Source organism: Rubrivirga sp. (genome assembly GCF_965213695.1).
Taxonomy (GTDB): domain Bacteria; phylum Bacteroidota; class Rhodothermia; order Rhodothermales; family Rubricoccaceae; genus Rubrivirga.
In genome coordinates, this window is the sequence record NZ_OZ243912.1 from 3,833,436 (window position 1) to 3,850,083 (window position 16,648).

Here is a 16,648-nt window from a genome sequence, read left to right on the forward strand (position 1 = left end):
TATCGCTCCGCTCCGTGCCGCAGGAGCTGTCCCCCTTGAAGGGGGACAGGTCGTCCGTCCGCTGAGCGGAGCGAGGGGCGGACGACCAGGGGGTCCACTCCCTCTCATGCGCGCCTACCCGTCCGGGAGCACCACCGTCACCGTCGTCCCGGTGTCGGGCGCCGAGGCCACCTCGAGCGAGCCGCCGGCGACGCCGATCCGGTGGCGGAGGTCGGTCAGGCCGAGCCCCGTCGGCGCCTGTGCGGCCGGCCGGGACACGTCGAACCCGACGCCCTCGTCGCGGACCGAGAGGTGGCAGCCCTCGGCGTCGCACCACGCGCGGACCCACGCCTCGGCGACTCCGGCGTGCTTGACCACGTTGAACAGGAGCTCGCGCGCAACGCGGGTCACCAGCGCCAGCGTCTCGGGGTCCGGCGCCTGCGGGCTGTCGATGGCCTCGAGGTGGACGGTCAGGCCGTGCCGCCGGCTCACGAAGTCGACGACCCAGCCGAGCGCGGCCTCGATCCCGTCGTCGGCGAGCGTCGACGGGTGGAGCTCCGTCGCGAGCAGGCGCGTCCGGACGATGGCCTCGTCGACGTAGTGATCGATCCGCTCGGCGACCTCGTCGGCGTCGTCGCGGCCCAGCAGCCCGACGTGGATCTTGACGCCGTACAGGATCTGCTGGACGTCGTCGTGCAGGACGCCGGCGATCCGCTCGCGCTCTTTGAGCTCGGCCTCGGAGAGCGACCGGGCCAGCGCCTCGACCTCGTCGGCCCGCCGCCGGAGCGCGGCCGTCTGCTCGTCGACGCGCCGCTGGAGCTCGGCGTTGAACCCCTCGACGCGGGCGAGCAGGTCGCGGACCCGGAACTGCTGGCGCCGCGACTGGACGGCGAGCGCGACGACGGACCGGAAGGCGACCGCGTGGATCGGCCGGTCGAGGACGGTCGTGGCCCCGTGGCTTCCCAGCAAGTCCGCCGCCCGGACGTAGTCCTGCGCGCTCCGCCCCTCGCTAACGAACAGGACGAACGGGACCTCGGACCAGTCGGGCTCGCCGGCCAGGACGTCGGAGACCCCGTCGATCCCCCGGAGACGGAGGGCCTCGGCCGTCAGGACCACCGCGCCGACGTCGGGCCGCCGGAGCGCGTCGCAGAGCGCGGCGGCGTCGGCGAGCGAGACGACGTCGAGCCCGGTGCCGCCGAGCGCCCGCTCGGCGAGCGCGGCGTCGCGCCCGACGGGCGCGAGCACGAGCACGGCCAGCCGCCCGGCCTCGGGCGACGCGGGCGGGGCGGCTACGGGGAAGGCACGGGCCTCATTCATAGCCGCTTGTGACGCCTCCCCCCGCCGGGAGGTCCGGCCTCCCCGTAAGGCGTTCCCCGGATCACCCCAGCCGCGCCATCCCCACCCGCTCGGCCGCGCCAGCGAGCACGCCGTGGTAGTCGGTGATCGGGTCGCCGACGGCCAGCCCGGCGTCGCTCATGACGAACTCGCGGACGCGCTGGTCGTGCCCCCCGCGCCGCCGCTTGACCACGGCGACGGCCTTGCGGATCTGGCCCTCGGCCTCGTAGTGCTGCAAGAGCAAGACGGTGTCGGCGATGTAGCTCACGTCGATCTGGGGCTCGGTCGCGCTCCCGATCAGCCCGTGCTCTGGGACCGTCACGAGCGTGACGACGCCGCGCCCGCCGAGGTACGCCAGCAAGTCGTGGAGCTGGCTCGCCGCCCGGTCCGGGCCGGGGCAGGCGTGGGTGAACCCGGTCAGGCTGTCGATCACGACCAGCCGGACGCCGGCCTCGACGTCGCGGCGGACGCGGTCGACGAACCGGCCCGTCGTCATGATCGAGGCGCTGAGCTCCTCGACGTGGAGCCGGTCGTCGTCGATCGCGCGGATGTCGAACCCGAGCCCGTCCATCCGGTCGAGCAGCGTCCGCTTCCGCTCGTCGAACGTGTAGATCGCCGCCCGATTCCCGGCCTCGGCGGCGGCTACGGCGTACGACGCCGCCAGCGACGACTTGCCCGTGCCCGAGACGCCCACCAGGACGCACGACGAGCCGGGGTCGAGGCCGCCGCCCAGCATCGCGTCGAGCCCCTTGACGTGCCCGCCCCGCGCGGTCTCGGCCGGCGACCCGTCCCCGTCGACCCCGTCCCGGACCGGCGAGCGGGCGTTCTCGTCGGCCCCCTCGTCCCGGAGCCGCATCGTCAGGCTCGGGTACACCTCCACCCCGCCGACGGCGATCCGGAGGTCGTGGTACCCGGTCGGGTTGTCGACCCCGCGGATCTTGGGGATCTGGAGCCGGCGGTGCACCTGGCCGTACTCGGGCGCCTCGCGCTCGAGCCGGACGACGCCGTGCATGATCGAGAAGACGGCGCTGTCGTCGGCGCCCTCGCTCTGGTCGTCCAGCAGGAGCGTCGTGATGCCGGCCGCGCCGAGCGCGTGCTTGAGCGCGAGGAACCGGCGGCGGCTCCGGAGCGCGTCGCCGGCCAGCAGGCGGATCTCGGCGGCCGAGTCGAGCACCAGCCGCGTCGGCCCGACGTCGGCCACCTTGGCGAGCACCGTGTCGATGATGTCGACCAGGTCGACGTCGTAGGCGTGGAACAGCGTGTGGTCGGTGGCGCCGAGGTCGAGCCCGCCCGACTCGGCGTCGAGCACGGTGACGCCGTCGAGGTCCCACCCGTGCGACGCGGCGATCTCGCGGAGCTCGACGGCCCGCTGCGAGAGCGTGACGTAGAGGGCGACCTCGCCGGCCGCGGCGGCGGCCCGGCAGAAGTGCAAGGCGAACGTGGTCTTGCCCGTCCCGGGCCGGCCCTCCAGCAGGTACATCCGCCCCTCGGGGAAGCCGCCGCCCAGCAGCTCGTCGAACCCGGGGACGCCAGAAGAAACCCGGGAGGGCTCGCGGATGGGCACGGACCTGTATGTGTGTGAACCGGAGTATAACGGTCCATCGCCGACGCCGGCCGGCCCAGCCCCGTCACCGACCGAGGGCGACAGGATCAGGCGAGCATCAGACGCCGGCCCTTCGGCTCCGGGACCTCGCGGCCCAGGTCGCGGGCAGTCTCGATCCACATCCGCATCACGGTCTCCGCGTTGGCAAGCGCCTCCGCGCACGTCTCGCCGCCAGCAGGTCCAGCACGTCCGACACGCGCACGCGCATCCCGCGGATGCAGGGGCGCCCCCCGCACTGCTCCGGGTCGATGGTGATGCGCTGGCGCCAGTCGGCCATGTGGGTCGGACGCGGGGTACGCTTCGGCGGTGCCTACAGGATAGCTCTCCTGAGCGGTTGGGCGACTGGCGGCCTCTTCGGGTCTCATCCTCTGCGGGTGCGAATCGCAGGCCAGAGTAGCCGACTGCTCCTTCCCCTTCACAACGGGTTGCCCGTAGGAAATGAAGCGCCCCCGGCCCAGCGAAGGACCGAGGGCGCGACTGGCGGTGGTTCCCGCCAGTCTGACGAGACGGAGAGAATCAGCCGCAGCCCGTCGACGACCCGCAGTTGGGGCAACTGTAGCAGCTCCCCGCGCGGACGGTGATCCCGCCGCAATTCGGACAGGCCGGCGCGTCGTCCTGGTTCTGGAAGGCACCCAGCTCGCCCGTCTCGGGCTCGGTCGCCAGCGCGGCCTCGGTGGTCCCGCCGACCAAGCTCGGCTGCCCGGCGTCGATGGCCGCCTGGGCGGTCGCGAACAGGTCGGCCTGGGACTGGTCCGAGGCCGGGCCGTGGCGGTCAGCCTCCGCCGCCACGGCTCGCGTAGGGTCCACGGACACCTCCTCCTCGGCCAGGTCCGGCGAGCCCCCGTCGCCGCCGCCCAAGAACTTGAGCGAGAGGTAGCGGAAGATGTAGTCCGTGATCGACTTGGCAATCGGGATCTGGGGGTTGTTCGTGAACCCGGCCGGCTCGAACCGGACGTGGCCGAACTTCGACACCAGGTCCTCCAGCGGCACGCCGTACTGGAACGCGAGCGAGATCGCCGTGGCGAAGCTGTCCATCAGCCCGGCGATCGTCGAGCCCTGCTTGGCCATCGTGATAAAGATCTCGCCCGGGCGCCCGGCGTTCCGGTGGCCCTCCGGGTACAGCCCGACGTGGAGGTACCCCTCGTGGCCGGCGACGGAGAACTTGTGCGTGACCGACGGCCGCTCGTCGGGCAGCCGCTCGCGGTGGGGGCGGTAGACCACCTTCTCGACAATCGTCTCGACCTCGCGGATCTCGGGCGTCCCGGCCGCGGCGCCGTCGCCCGACGCGCTCGCGCCGTCGGCGAGCTCGACCGCCTCGGTCTTGCCGCCACCGCGAGCGGTGGCCGTGTTGCCGCCGGACTGGGTCGAGAGCGGCTGGCTCCGCTTCGAGTTCTCGCGGTAGATGGCCACCGCCTTCAGGCCGAGCTCCCACGACTGCGTGTAAGCGTCGGCGATGTCCTCGACCGTGGCCGACTCGGGGAGGTTGACCGTCTTCGAGATGGCGCCCGAGATGAACGGCTGGCACGCCGCCATCATCCGGATGTGGCCGAGGTGCGAGATCGAGCGCTCGCCGTTGTGCGGCTTGAACGCGCAGTCGAACACCGCGAGGTGCTCCGTCTTCAGGCCCGGCGCCCCCTCGATGGTGTCGTGCTCGTCGATGTAGTCCAGGATCACGCGGGCCTCGGCGTCGGTGTAGCCGAGCCGAGCGAGGGCCTCGGGGACCGTCTGGTTCACGATCTTCATCAGCCCGTCGCCCTTGCCCGCGAGCAGCTTGTACTTGACGAGGGCGAGGTCGGGCTCGATGCCGGTCGTGTCGCAGTCCATCATGAACCCGATGGTGTTGTGCGAGACGAAGCCGTTGGCGACGTACGTGTTGCGCACGGGCACCGAGAGGTCGAAGGTCTCTTGCTCCCCGCTGAACTCCGCCAACACGATCTCGACGAACTGGAGCGTGCCCATGTCGAGGTACTGCGCCAGCTTCGACGCCTGGAGCTGCGGGTTCTGGTCGATGAGCCGGGTGGCCCAGGCGAGGTTGGCCTTGCCCTGGTAGCGCCGCACGGCGATGTCCTGGCGGACGACCGTCGGGAGCCCTTCCGACGTCGCGTAGAGGTCGTCCAGCAAGGCCGGGTGGCGGAGCGTCTGTCCCGTCGTCGTGCAGCCGGTGGAGGCGCCCAGCGCATCGGCCAGCACGCGCCGCTTGCGCTCGGAGACGAACCCGACGGTCTCGGCGAACGCTTGGCAGTCGGCGACGGAGGCGAGGCGGACGCGGTACTTCGTCCGGCTTCCGAACTGATCCTCGCGGGCCTCCTGTGCCCGGAGCGAGACCGCGATGTCGAGGCTCTCCAGAGCGGTCTGGGCCTGCCGAGCGAGGGTCTCGCTCACCGTCGTCAGTTCGACGACCGGTGTGCCGCCCTGGTTCGTGCTGACGGCCCCGTCGGCCTCGAACAGGCCGCGCAGGAACGCGGCCAGCACCGAGGTCCGGCTGCGGAGGACCGCCAGCGGGATCGTGGCGCCGACGGCGCCCTCGCCCGCGTTGCCCGTCGGCTTGGCGAACCCGTTGCCGTGCATCCACCGATAGAGTCGCCGCCCGTGGACGTGGAGCACCGAGCATCCCGTCCGCTCCTCCACGGTAGGCCGTGCGCCGATGGCCTCGGCCCAGCCCCCGAAGTGATCGAGCAGGTCAGGGTCGGTGTCGGCCACGACGAGGTGGAGGCCACCGCGCGCCTTCAGATACCCGTCGCCGGCGTAGTACCCAAGCACCTCGGCCGTGCCGTCGTCCAGAAGGTCCGGCAGCGAGAAGCGCTCGTCGCGTGGGTCCTGCGCCGGCGCGTCGGCGAGACGGACGAGCGGCTGGTCGGCCAGCACGTCGGCGTGCCCGCCGAGGCGGAGCACCGCCACGTCGCCCGGCCGGAGGTCCTCCATGCGCCGCCACACGTAGTCGCCCTCGGCGTCGATCACGCGGAGCCGGTGCTTCCACGTCCCCGTGATCTGGTGCCCGCGCGCCGTCTCGATGCGGTAGACGCGGTCCCGGCCGTTGATGAAGAACCGCGTCGCAGACTCGGTGCCTTCTTCCTGCACCACGGAGAGCGACGTCGTCTGCCACGTCTCGCCCTCGGGATCGCCCAATTCGGTGATCGGCAGCAGGCCCTCCGAGGAGAGCACCATCGCGTCGGCGGTGAGGCAGCCCGTCGGCGCGAGCACCGTCGCCTGGGCGTTCCGGTAGCCGTGCGTCTCGCCGAGCGCGACCATCCGGTCGGCCGACGCCTGGGCCGCCTCGCGGAGATAGCCCGGGCAACTCGCGTCGATCTCGGCGAGGGCGTCGCGGTGCATCCGCATGACGTCGAGCATCGGCTCGGCGTTGTCGGCGTAGCCGTCGAACGGGCCGATCTTTTCGTTGGCCGCGATCTCGGCCGAGCGGGCGTAGGCCTCGCAGTGCTCGATGGCCATGAGCGCCCCGGCGACGGCGCGGCCCTCATCCGAGTCGTAGGGCAGGCCCATCGACATCAACAGCGCGCCCAGGTTGGCAAAGCCGAGCCCCAGCGGCCGGTAGGCGTGGCTGTTCCGGGCAATCGTCGGCGACGGGTAGCCGGCGTTGTCGACCAGGATCTCCTGGGCCGTGATGTAGATCCGGGCCGCGGCCCGGTAGCGCTCGACGTCGAACGTGCCGTCGTCGCGCTTGAACTGCATCAGGTTCAGGCTGGCGAGGTTGCACGCCGAGTCGTCCAGGAACATGTACTCGGAGCAGTTGTGGACCGCCACGCCGCCCGCCACGAAGTGGTCCGTGACCGGCTCGGTGAGGTCGTAGACCGGCTCCTCACCGATGAGGTCGAGGCTGGCGACCGGGTCGGTCATGCGGTCGGCGTAGGCCGAGACGCGGGCGTTGAGCGCGCGGAGCGCCCCGGCCTTCTCACTTTCCGCCATGAACCCGATCTGCTCCTCGAACGCGACGCGGCCGGAGCGCGTGACGCGCAGGCTGTGCATCTGCTGGACGGCGTAGTCCTTGAGCCCGCCCTGCCCGTCGGGCAGCAGAGCGCGGTCGGTCAAGCGGCGGTTCCGGTACAGCTTGCTCTTGATCCCGAACGACAAGAGCAGCGTTTGAACCTGGCTCAGCATCGCCTCGCTCGTCGAGTCGAGGCCGACGTACTGGCTCTTGTCGCCGGAGTCCACGACCGTCCCGTCGGCGGTGAACAGGCCGCGGAGGAGGGCGGCCGTCGAGGCGCGGTCGAGACGGAGCGCGCGGTCACTGAGACGCTTGCCCGTGCTGCCCGCATCCAGAACGGCATACTCAGCGAGGAACGCCGTCACGCTGGCGGCGGCGGTCGCCACGGCCGCGCTCGTGGCGCGCTCGGTGACGGCGACGCCCGCGCGGTGCGTCCCGCGCTCGAACCCGTTGACGACGGACGCCGCCTTCTCGGCCACGGCCCACTCGGTCTCTTTGTTGACGGCGAGCGTGGCGACGCCCCCAGAGACGCACCCGTCGCCGAGCATCAGCCCGACGTACTCGGCACGGTCGTCCGCCAGCGCCTCGACGCCGAAGCGGCCGGGCATGAGCTTGACCACATCGCCCTTCATCAGTTCCCCGGCGGGCACGTCGCCCCGGTTCTCGGTCCAGACGCGGTGGTCGGCCGTCAGCTTGATCTCGTAGCCGCTCTTCGTGCGGAAGCGGTAGACCGGCTTGGTGCCCGTCTCGATCACGCGCGTCGTCCGGTGAAGCTTGCCGTCCAAGCCGACCACGCGAGGCGTCTCGCCGAGCATCGAGTCGATCCGCCGCAGGCCGTCGTCGGTCGCGACGAGCGTGTCGCCGGTGACGCACGGGTTGCTGCTGTTAATTGGCCCGTGGTTTTTGCACGTGTGCCAGCGCTGGATCGTGTCCTCGTACTGGGCGCCCGGGTCGCCGCAGACGTGTGTCCCCTCGGCGATGGTGAGCAGGAGGTCCTGGGCGTCGACCTCGTCGACGGCCTCGCCCGAGGTGACGGCCGTGAGCGGGAACGCCTCGCCCCGGTTGGCCGCCTCCATAAAGGCGTCGTTCAGCCGGACCGACTGGTTCACGTTCTGGAAGGCGACCGAGCCGTAGGCGTCGCCGTTGAACGAGCCGTCGTAGCCCTCCTCGATGAGGGCCCACGCCTTCCGCTCCTCGGTCTGCTTGGCCGTGACGAACTCCAGGATGTCGGGGTGCCACACTTTGAGCGTCTGCATGATGGCCGCCCGGCGCGTGTTCGAGACGACGACGCCGGAGCCGAACGGCGTGTCGTTGTCGCCGCTCCAGATGAGGAAGTTGTGGCCGGTCGCAGCGCTCTTGTCGTCGGCCGTCGGGCAGTCGACCTCGACCGAGTAGACGTCCATCTCGCCGAGCCACTCGACCTCGGTGACGCGGTGGTTCGAGGCGTCGAGCTCGGTCAGGAAGCCGTCGTAGCCGCCGAACTGCTCGTCGAAGGCGGCGCGGCGGCGCGGCTTCGAGTCGACCCGCCCGATCTCCGTCTGGTAGGCGGCGAAGAAGGCGTCGAGCGTCGAGATGTCGTGGCCGGCGTTGAGCAGCGTCCAGCCGACGTTCATGTAGCGCTGCCGGACAGCGGTCGTCTGGAGCTTCGCCGGACCGCGGTCCTCCATCTCCGCGCGCTTCGCCTCCCGATACGCCTGCGAGCGAACGGGGTCGCGCCAGAAGCGGCCCGAGCGGTGCATCCCGTTGTCTGGACCGTCGTGGTCGAAGCGAGGGTCGCCGGCCGCGTGCTGGAAGACGTGCTCGCCCGCCTCCGCTAGAGCCTCGCCGTGCAGCCGGGCGCGCTCGGCCTGCGAGACGACCTCCAGGTTGTCGGGGCGGTTGTTCAGCTTGTCGCCGTCGCGGTGGTGGACCGACATCCCGTCGAGGTCGTGGCCCAGCACGTCGGCGGCGACCATCCGGTGCAGGAGCTCGCAGCCCTTCTGGCCGTCGCGGAGGCTGACGCGGACGTAGCCGGCGCTGTGCGGGTCGAGCGTGCTCTGGAACAACCGCTGACCGGGCCGGAGGTCGCCCGCCAGCTCGAACGGGCCGCTCGCCAGCTTGACCGGGTGGTCGAACGACAGGTCGAAGTGGCCCTTGTCCGTGTGGACCCGGACGACCTCTTTGACCCCACTCTGCCAGGCCCGCGCCCGCTTCACCTTCATCCGCCCGGCCGGCGGGTCGTACGAGAGAGCCAGGAACGGCCACTCGCCCTCGCGCCCCGCCAGCTCCTCGACGGCCACGGGGCCGCGCTCCGTGTAGACCTTCGTCGAGGGTGCGAGGCACTTCCCGCCCGACTTGATGGTCCCGCCGGTCGCGTCCTGGACCTTCATGAACGACACCGGCCCCGACGGGATGCCGCCGCCCGAGAGCTTCTCCCTACTCGACCGGAGCTTCGACCAGTCGGCCCCGACGCCGCTCCCGAACTTGAACAACCGGGCGCTCTCGCCCATCAGCTGCCAGATGTCGTCGACCGAGTCCTCGACCGAGATGATGAAGCACGCGCTCGCCTGGGGCCGTTGGTACGGGTCGACATCGACGACCTCGCCGCGCTCGAAGTCCCACCCGGAGATCGTCTTGCCGCCCGAGTCGCGGACGCCGTACTGGGCGCCGAGCCCGACGTTGAACCAGACCGGGCTGTTGAACGCGCCGACCTGGTTCGTGCAGAGCCACGTGAGCTCGTCGTAGAACGTCTCGGCGTCGGCGTCCGTCGCGAAGTAGCCCTGGTCCTTCCCCCAGTCCGTGATCGTCCGCGTGACGCGGTGGACGAGCTGCTTGAGGCTGTACTCGCGCTGGCCCTCGGCCGGCGACCCGTTGCCACGGGCGAGGTCGCCGTAGAAGTACTTCGACGCGACGACGTTGACGGCGAGCGGGCTGAACGCCTCGGGGAACTCGACGCCGAGCTGCTCGAAGATGGCCTCGCCCGTGTGGTTCTTGATGGCGGCGTCGCGCGACACCCAGGTCACGCTGTCGAACGGGTGCTGGCCGGGGGTCGAGAAGACGCGGTCGATGACGAGGCCGCCAGCGGGGGACGCGGCGGGGGCGGGCTGGGCCATAACGGAGGGGGGACGGGGGGAGAGAGAGCGGCGGCTCCAGGGCCTCGCCCGGGGTCCCAGACCTCGGACGGCTCGAGCCGCCGGTGACTTCACGGGTGGGGGACGGGGCGAGCCGGGCCGTCCTCCTCAGGACGCGCGCTGGCTCCAGCCCGACGGCGTGAAGGCGCTTTGAAGCGGATCTCAAGTAACCCGCCGCACACGCTGGGGCGCAACCCTCCTCCGTCCACGGGTTATCCACACCGTGCAGGGACGGGTGCCCGGGGCCCTCGACCCGGCTCCCGCGCCACGAACGTCGCCAAGAGAGCCGGACGGCGCCCGTTATGCGGGTCCGCCCGCCCATAACGGACCTCTCCACTCCCGGCCCACCCTCTCCCCCGAGGACCGTTATCGGGCCCGCCCGGGATAACGGACGGCCCCCCGTCCGTCTCGGACCCCGGCCTCGACAGACTCGGGGCGGCCGACGCAAACGCCCCGCTCCTCTGGCCCGCGACTCCGGCCCGCAACCACGGGCTCGGCGACCGGGGCCGGGAGACCCACCGTGCGGCCCGACTCGGGCACGCCGGGCTCCGGTGCCGGGCCGGTCGAGGGCACGCGGCGCCGGCTAGAACTCGTCGTCGTCCGGGTCGTAGTCGATGTCCTCGTCGAGTTCGAGGTCGTCGTCGTCGTCCAGCTCGAGGTCGTCGAGGTCGAGGTCCTCGTCGTCGATCTCGAGGTCGTCATCGTCGTCCAGCTCGAGGTCGTCGTCGAGGCGGAGGTCGTCGTCGTCGGAGAAGTCGTCCATGAGAGGCGGAGGAGGGGAACCGTGGCGAGTCTACTGCGCGGCCTCCGACGGGGGCAAGCCCAACCGGCGCCGGGGTGAATCGGTGGGGAAAGCCACTACGAGCGCCCCGGCGGTCGGAGCCGGCGCCCGGTCGCCGCGTACCTTGCTCCCCTTCCGACTTCCGACCGTATCCGCCCATGTTCGACGACCGCAGCGCGTACCCCCACCCCGACGAGTTCAAGGTGGTCCGCCCCGAGTACTCCGACCCCGAGGACGAGGGCGACGACGTGATCGCCATCATCGAGATCGCCCCGTTCAAGGTCCTCGGCTACAGCGCGACGCGGCCCGGCGCCCGGCGCGCGGCGCTCTACGAGGCCGCCAAGAAGTACCGCTCGTACCACCCCGGCTACCGCGTCACGAGCCCGTTCCCGTCCGAGTTCGAGGACGAGGACGGCCAGACGTGGAAGCGCGTCCCGTCCGGCCAGCGGGACGCGCTCGGCGACTACCTGTTCACCGACGCGGACGGCGAGGAGGACTCGACCGACCTCGAGCAGATGCTGCTCTGGGACGTCCGCCCGGTCCCCGTCTTCGAGGACGACGACGAGTAAGCACGCCCCGCTGTTCATTCGGACGCCGCACTCCCGACCGGGTGCGGCGTTTTCTTTGGTCTCCCCTTCCGGTCCGCCCATGCCCGTCCGTCTCGCCCTCGCCGTCGCCGCGCTCGTCCTGGTGGGCGGGTGCGCCCCCGCCCTCACTGCCGCGTCGTCGACGCCGAGCGGGCAGGCCGCCATCGAGCGGGCCGTCCAGACCGCGCTCGTCCGGGCCGGGCTGGCCGAGCCCACGACCGGCCCCGTCGCCGAGACCGCGAGCCTGGTGGCCGGGCCGATGCTCGCCGACGTGACCCACCGCGGCGCCGCCGTCTGGGTCCAGACCGACGGCCCGGCCCAGGTCACCGTCGACGCCTTCGGGCCGGGCGACTCGACGCCGACGGCCTCCGCTCGCGCCGTCTCGGGCGACGACGGGACGGCGACGGCCCGGCTGTTCGGGTTGGAGCCGGGCACGGCCTACACCTACCGCGTCTCGGTCGACGGCGCCGACGCCACGCCGACGGCCTACGAGACGGCGTTCCGAACGCAGGCCCTGTGGCAGTGGCGGACCGACCCGCCGGCGTTCACGGCCGCCATCGGGTCGTGCTACTACGACAACGACCCGGCCTACGACCGGCCCGGCGACGGCTACGGCGGCACGACGGCCATCTTCGGCGAGATCGACGCGCTCCGGCCCGACCTGATGGTCTGGCTCGGCGACAACACCTACCTCCGCGAGGTCGACTGGTGGAGCGCCGAGGGGATCGACTACCGGTTCGGCCGGAGCCGCTCCGAGCCGGCCTTGCAGCCGCTCCTGGCGCGGACGGCCCACTACGCGACCTGGGACGACCACGACTACGGGCCCAACAACTCCGACCGGTCGTACGTCCTGAAGGGCGAGACGCTCGACACGTTCACCGACTACTGGCCCGCTTCCACGCGCGGGCTGCCCGGCGTCCCCGGCGTGTTCACCCAGTTCCAGTGGGCCGACGTCGAGTTCTTCCTGCTCGACGACCGGTACCACCGCGCGCCGAACGACGCGCCGGCCGCCGAGCGGACGATCCTCGGAGAGGACCAGGCCCAGTGGCTGCTCGACGCGCTCACCGCCAGCCGCGCCCCGTTCAAGGTGGTCGGCGTGGGCGGCCAGTTCCTCAACCCGATCCCCGTCTTCGAGACGTTCTCGGCCGTCGCGCCGGCCGAGCGCCAGCGGCTCCTGGACGAGATCGCCGCGCGCCGGATCGAGGGCGTCGTGTTCCTCTCCGGCGACCGCCACCACACCGAGCTGCTGAAGCTCGACCGGCCCGGGGCCTACCCGCTCTACGAGTTCACGTCGAGCCCGCTCACGGCCGGCGCCTCGACGTACCCGCTCCGGGAGGACTCGCCCGAGCGCGACAACCCGCTCCGCGTCGAGGGCACGCTCGTCGCCGGCGAGCGCAACTTCGGCACCCTCACCGTCCAGGGCCCCCGCACCGACCGGACGATGACGATGCGGACGTACGCCGCCGACGGCCGGATGCTGTGGGAGCGCGCCGTCCGAGCCCGCGACCTGGAGTACCCGCGGGGGGGTTGACCAACGGCCGGGGGATCTAGCGGTCGAAGCCGACGTACCGCCACAATGAGCTACCGAGCCGACTTCACCGTATACGGCTCCGACGGGCGCACTGTGTTGCTGGTCGAAGTCAAAGGGAGAACAGGCGCCGACAGCCGCTGGGCATCGGAGCTCCGCCGGAACATGCTCGGACACGGGGTCCTGCCAGCGTCGGACTACTTCTTGGTCGCGTTGCCCGACCGGTTCTTCTTGTGGCGCGGAAACGGGGACGCCCTCCGAGAGCCTGACGTGGTCGTCTCCGCGGATCCTCTGCTGGCCTCATACGCCCAAGACGACCACATCATCCCCGCCACGTGGGACGAGTGGGGGATGGAGCTGGTCGTCTTGTCGTGGCTCAACGATCTGACGAGCGGGCACGTACGCCCTTTTACAGAACAGACGGAATGGATTCAAACGACGGGGCTGCTCGACGCCGTACGGGGCGGGTGGGTCGAGGCTGAAACCGCTGACATCGCACCGTGACGGTCTACGTCGAGTCCAACTTCGTCCTCGAACTGGCCTTAGAGCAGGAGCAGAGCCAAAGCTGCGAGGCACTCGCGACGCTTGCAGGGGCTGGGGGTTTTCGCCTCGCAATCCCGGCCTACTCGCTTGCTGAGCCGAACGAGACGCTGCACCGTCACGGCGCGGAACGGAAGGCCATGACAGCAGCGCTTCAAAAGACGTTGCGCCAGATCGGTCGGTCGAAGCCGCACGCCGCCGATGCGACCCGCCTATCGGATCGTGTGAGCGGGCTGATCGCACAGAGCGTCGCAGACGAACGGAGGCGACTCCACCAGATCCGACGCCGTCTCGTCACGGCAGCGGACGTCCTCCCCCTCACCGACGAGGTCTTGCTAGGCGCTCAGCGAACAGAGCTGGAGACCTCTCTCTCGCCCCAGGACGCACTCGTTTTCGTCTCCGTGCTCCACGACCTCACCCGCCAGCCGCCGGCGCCTTCCCTCCTCCTGACACGCGACAAGGGGTTTGATCTCCCCGACGTCCGAGTAAGGCTCACAGAGCTCGGCTGCGATGTGATCGGGAGTTACGAACATGGGCTGGCGCGCGTGCGAGCAGCGTACGAGCTCTGAGCGCGTCGTTCGCGCCGGGGAGTGCCCACGCAGCGAGTAGATCTACTCCCCCCGCGTCCGAGGCGCCGGTCGCCGCCCGACGACGAACGGCTCGGGGTCGACGGCCCCGCCCCGGCCGTAGATGCCGAAGTGGAGGTGCGGCGGCGTGGCCGCCGCGTTGCCCGTGTTGCCGACATCGCCGAGCGTGTCGCCCACGGCCACGCGAGCGCCGGGCTCGACGAGCTGTCGGTCGAGGTGGGCGTAGTAGAGCGACCCCAGATCGGTCTGGAGCCAGACGACGCGCCCGCCGATCGGCGTCTCCTGGACGCGCGAGACGCGGCCGGCCGCTGAGGCCACGACCGGCGTTCCGCGGTCGGCGAAGATGTCGATGCCTTCGTGGCTCCGCGCGCCGCCGTCCCTCGCGGCGCCCCACCGGCTCCGGATGGCGTCCTGATCGACGCCGGCGACGGGGAACGCGAGCGACGGGTCGGTCTGGACGGCGACGGCGACGGCGCCCTCCGCCAGCAGCTCGGCGCGGACGACGAGGACGACGGCCTCGTCCCGCTCGGCGAATCGCTCGACGCGCAGCGTGTCGACCGCGACCTCCCATCCGCCCAGCCGCGCCCCCGACGAGTCGGCCGCGAACAGGTCGACGAAGACCCGGGCCGAGTCGGCGAGGGCGGGGGCCACCTCGACGGCCAGCACCTCGCCCCGGCGGAGGTCGATCCGCCAGCCGGCCGCGGCGACCGCGCCGGCGTCGGCGGTGAGGCCCGGCGACGCGGGGAGGTCGAGGGCGACCGGCTCGTCGAGGACGGCGACCTCGGCCTCGACCCACGCCCGGCCGAGACGGGTCGAGTCGAGCCCGGCCTCGGCGAGGGCCCGGGCGTAGCGCTCGGACGGGGCGGGCGCGGGCGCCAGCGGGTTGGGGTCCGGGCCGCAGCCGCCGACGAGCAGGAGCAGGAGAAACGCGCGCATGGCAGCTCGGACCCGGGCTCCGCGTGGCCGTTCCGTCGATCGCCGCCCTTGGCTTGGGCCCGGATCCGGCCTAGCTTGCGATAGCCGTTATGTATCCCGCCATGCCCGACGCCCCCCCGCCCCTCCGCCTGACCGTCGCCCAGCTCGACGCCCGGCTGGCCACGTTCGTCTCCGAGTACCTCAAGGACAAGAGCCCCGAGACACGGGGGACGTACCGGCGGACGCTCAACGAGTTCGAGCGGTACCACGCCGCGAGGGCGGCACGCCCGTCGAGCCGGTTCCGGTTCGTCGAGACCGATGTCGAGGCGTACAAGACGTACCTCATGGAGGAGCGCGAGCTCAGCCAGGTCTCGGTCAGCACCTACCTCACGGCGCTGCGCCGGCTGTGCGACTACCTCGTGGCCCGGGGCGACCTGGCCGAGAACCCGGCCCGGGCGGTCAAGGGCAACCGCCGGCCGCAGTCCCACACGCGCGGCGTGCTCACGGCGGCCGAGGTCGAGGCCCTCGTCGAGGCCATCCCTCAGACGACCGGGATCGGCCGGCGCGACCGGGCGCTCGTCGCGCTCATGGTGTTCGGCGGGCTCAGCGAGGTCGAGCTCGTCCGCGCCGACGTCGGCGACGTGGACCGGACGCTGATGGGGACGTTCCTGCGCGTTCAGGGCAAGGGGCGCCAGTCGAAGGACGAGTCGGTCCCGCTCGACCCGGCGGCCGTCGACCCGCTCGAGATCTACCTCATGGAGCGCGAGGGGGCGAGCCCGTCGGCCCCGCTCTTCGTCAGCCACGGCCACCGGAGCGCGGGGACGCGGCTCAACACGCGCTCGGTCCGGGGCCGGATCAACACGCACTTGCGGGCGGCCAAGCTCAAGCGGCGCGGGATCAGCCCCCACAGCCTGACGCACACGGCGGCCCTGATCTGGCTGACCTCCGGGATGCCCGTCGAGGAGGTCCGCCGCCGGATGCGCCACGGGACGCTGGAGACGACGATGATCTCGTTCAAGAAGCAGGGCCTCCTCAAGGCCGACGCGGGCGACGAGTGACACCGGACCCAGTTCAACCGGGTCTCGCGGTCGGAGACCGGGGACGGAAGACCCGAGACGGGCCGTTGTGCCCCGCCTTTGATTCCGTCGCCAGACTCTCTACCGTCCCCCGATGACTCCGCTCCCCCTTCCCACCGCCGACCTCGACACCGGCCGGCCGCTCGGCGCCCGGTTCGCCGCCCAGGGCGCGTGGACGTTCCGCGACGCCGCCCGGCTCGTCCACGCCCTCCCCTACGGCCGGACCCAGCGGTCGGGCCCGGAGGCCGTCTTGCGCGAGGGCCGGGGCACGTGCAGCACGAAGCACGCCCTGCTGGCGGCCCTCGCCGACGAGAACGGGCTCGACGTGACGCTCCACCTCGGCCTCTACCCGATGAGCGAGGCCACCACGCCGGGCGTCGGCCGGGCGCTCCGGGCGCACGGGCTGACGTCGGTCCCCGAGGCCCACGTCGTGCTCGGCGTCGGCGACGAGCGCATCGACCTGACGTGGCCGGGCGAACGTCGGCTGGTCCCACCGCTGGCACACGAGGAGACGATCCGGCCCGACCAGGTCGGCGCCTACAAGCGGGCGTGGCACCGCCGCCACCTCGACGCCTGGGCGGAGGCGGAGGGCCGCGACCCCGACGCCGTGTGGGCCGCGCGCGAGGCGGCCGTCGCCGCGCTCTCCCGCCGCTGACGTCGGCGCGGA

11 protein-coding genes and 1 pseudogene are annotated in these 16,648 nt (G+C 71.8%); 6 read left to right on the plus strand and 6 right to left on the minus strand.

Going from position 1 to position 16,648, the window contains the following annotated elements; all coding sequences use genetic code 11:
- Positions 1-114: 114 nt before the first annotated feature.
- The 5 genes and pseudogenes from ACOOHE_RS17000 to ACOOHE_RS17020 all read right to left on the minus strand — a co-directional run bounded on the left by ACOOHE_RS17000 (position 115) and on the right by ACOOHE_RS17020 (position 10,730).
- The gene (locus ACOOHE_RS17000; protein WP_420455279.1) at positions 115-1,296 is read right to left on the minus strand and encodes a sensor histidine kinase; all 1,182 of its coding nucleotides are present in this window, start codon (positions 1,294-1,296) and stop codon (positions 115-117) included.
- Between the two features lie 61 nt (positions 1,297-1,357).
- Complete coding sequence (locus ACOOHE_RS17005; protein ID WP_420455280.1) at positions 1,358-2,878, minus strand: ATPase domain-containing protein; 1,521 nt, start codon at positions 2,876-2,878, stop codon at positions 1,358-1,360.
- Between the two features lie 205 nt (positions 2,879-3,083).
- A pseudogene (locus ACOOHE_RS17010) lies at positions 3,084-3,194 on the minus strand (DUF433 domain-containing protein); the annotation flags it as partial.
- A 239-nt stretch (positions 3,195-3,433) separates the two neighbouring features.
- Positions 3,434-9,949 (minus strand): LAGLIDADG family homing endonuclease, encoded by a 6,516-nt coding sequence (locus ACOOHE_RS17015; protein ID WP_420455281.1) that lies wholly within the window; start codon positions 9,947-9,949, stop codon positions 3,434-3,436.
- 601 nt (positions 9,950-10,550) lie between these two features.
- Positions 10,551-10,730, minus strand: coding sequence for a hypothetical protein (locus ACOOHE_RS17020; RefSeq protein ID WP_420455282.1), 180 nt, complete (start codon positions 10,728-10,730; stop codon positions 10,551-10,553).
- Positions 10,731-10,906: 176 nt separating this feature from the next.
- Here ACOOHE_RS17020 and ACOOHE_RS17025 point away from each other — a divergent pair, with 176 nt between their 5' ends.
- From ACOOHE_RS17025 to ACOOHE_RS17040, 4 genes are all read left to right on the plus strand, one after another.
- Positions 10,907-11,317 carry a hypothetical protein gene (locus ACOOHE_RS17025; RefSeq protein ID WP_420455283.1) on the plus strand — a complete coding sequence of 137 codons (411 nt, stop codon included), beginning with the start codon at positions 10,907-10,909 and terminating at the stop codon, positions 11,315-11,317.
- Between the two features lie 79 nt (positions 11,318-11,396).
- Positions 11,397-12,866: an alkaline phosphatase D family protein gene (locus ACOOHE_RS17030; protein ID WP_420455284.1), complete on the plus strand. Its 1,470-nt coding sequence runs from the start codon at positions 11,397-11,399 to the stop codon at positions 12,864-12,866.
- Positions 12,867-12,911: 45 nt separating this feature from the next.
- Positions 12,912-13,367: a hypothetical protein gene (locus ACOOHE_RS17035; RefSeq protein ID WP_420455285.1), complete on the plus strand. Its 456-nt coding sequence runs from the start codon at positions 12,912-12,914 to the stop codon at positions 13,365-13,367.
- Positions 13,364-13,972 carry a PIN domain-containing protein gene (locus tag ACOOHE_RS17040; protein WP_420455286.1) on the plus strand — a complete coding sequence of 203 codons (609 nt, stop codon included), beginning with the start codon at positions 13,364-13,366 and terminating at the stop codon, positions 13,970-13,972. The genes ACOOHE_RS17035 and ACOOHE_RS17040 overlap by 4 nt, the downstream gene beginning before the upstream one ends.
- A gap of 42 nt (positions 13,973-14,014) precedes the next feature.
- Here the strand turns inward: ACOOHE_RS17040 and ACOOHE_RS17045 are convergent, their stop codons facing one another.
- Entirely contained in the window at positions 14,015-14,926 is a 912-nt protein-coding gene (locus tag ACOOHE_RS17045) for a M23 family metallopeptidase (RefSeq protein ID WP_420455287.1), read from the minus strand.
- A gap of 101 nt (positions 14,927-15,027) precedes the next feature.
- On the opposite strand from ACOOHE_RS17045, the gene ACOOHE_RS17050 reads away from it, so the two are divergent.
- Positions 15,028-15,963 carry a tyrosine-type recombinase/integrase gene (locus tag ACOOHE_RS17050; protein ID WP_420455288.1) on the plus strand — a complete coding sequence of 312 codons (936 nt, stop codon included), beginning with the start codon at positions 15,028-15,030 and terminating at the stop codon, positions 15,961-15,963.
- A gap of 112 nt (positions 15,964-16,075) precedes the next feature.
- Complete coding sequence (locus ACOOHE_RS17055; RefSeq protein WP_420455289.1) at positions 16,076-16,636, plus strand: hypothetical protein; 561 nt, start codon at positions 16,076-16,078, stop codon at positions 16,634-16,636.
- Positions 16,637-16,648: the final 12 nt, after the last annotated feature.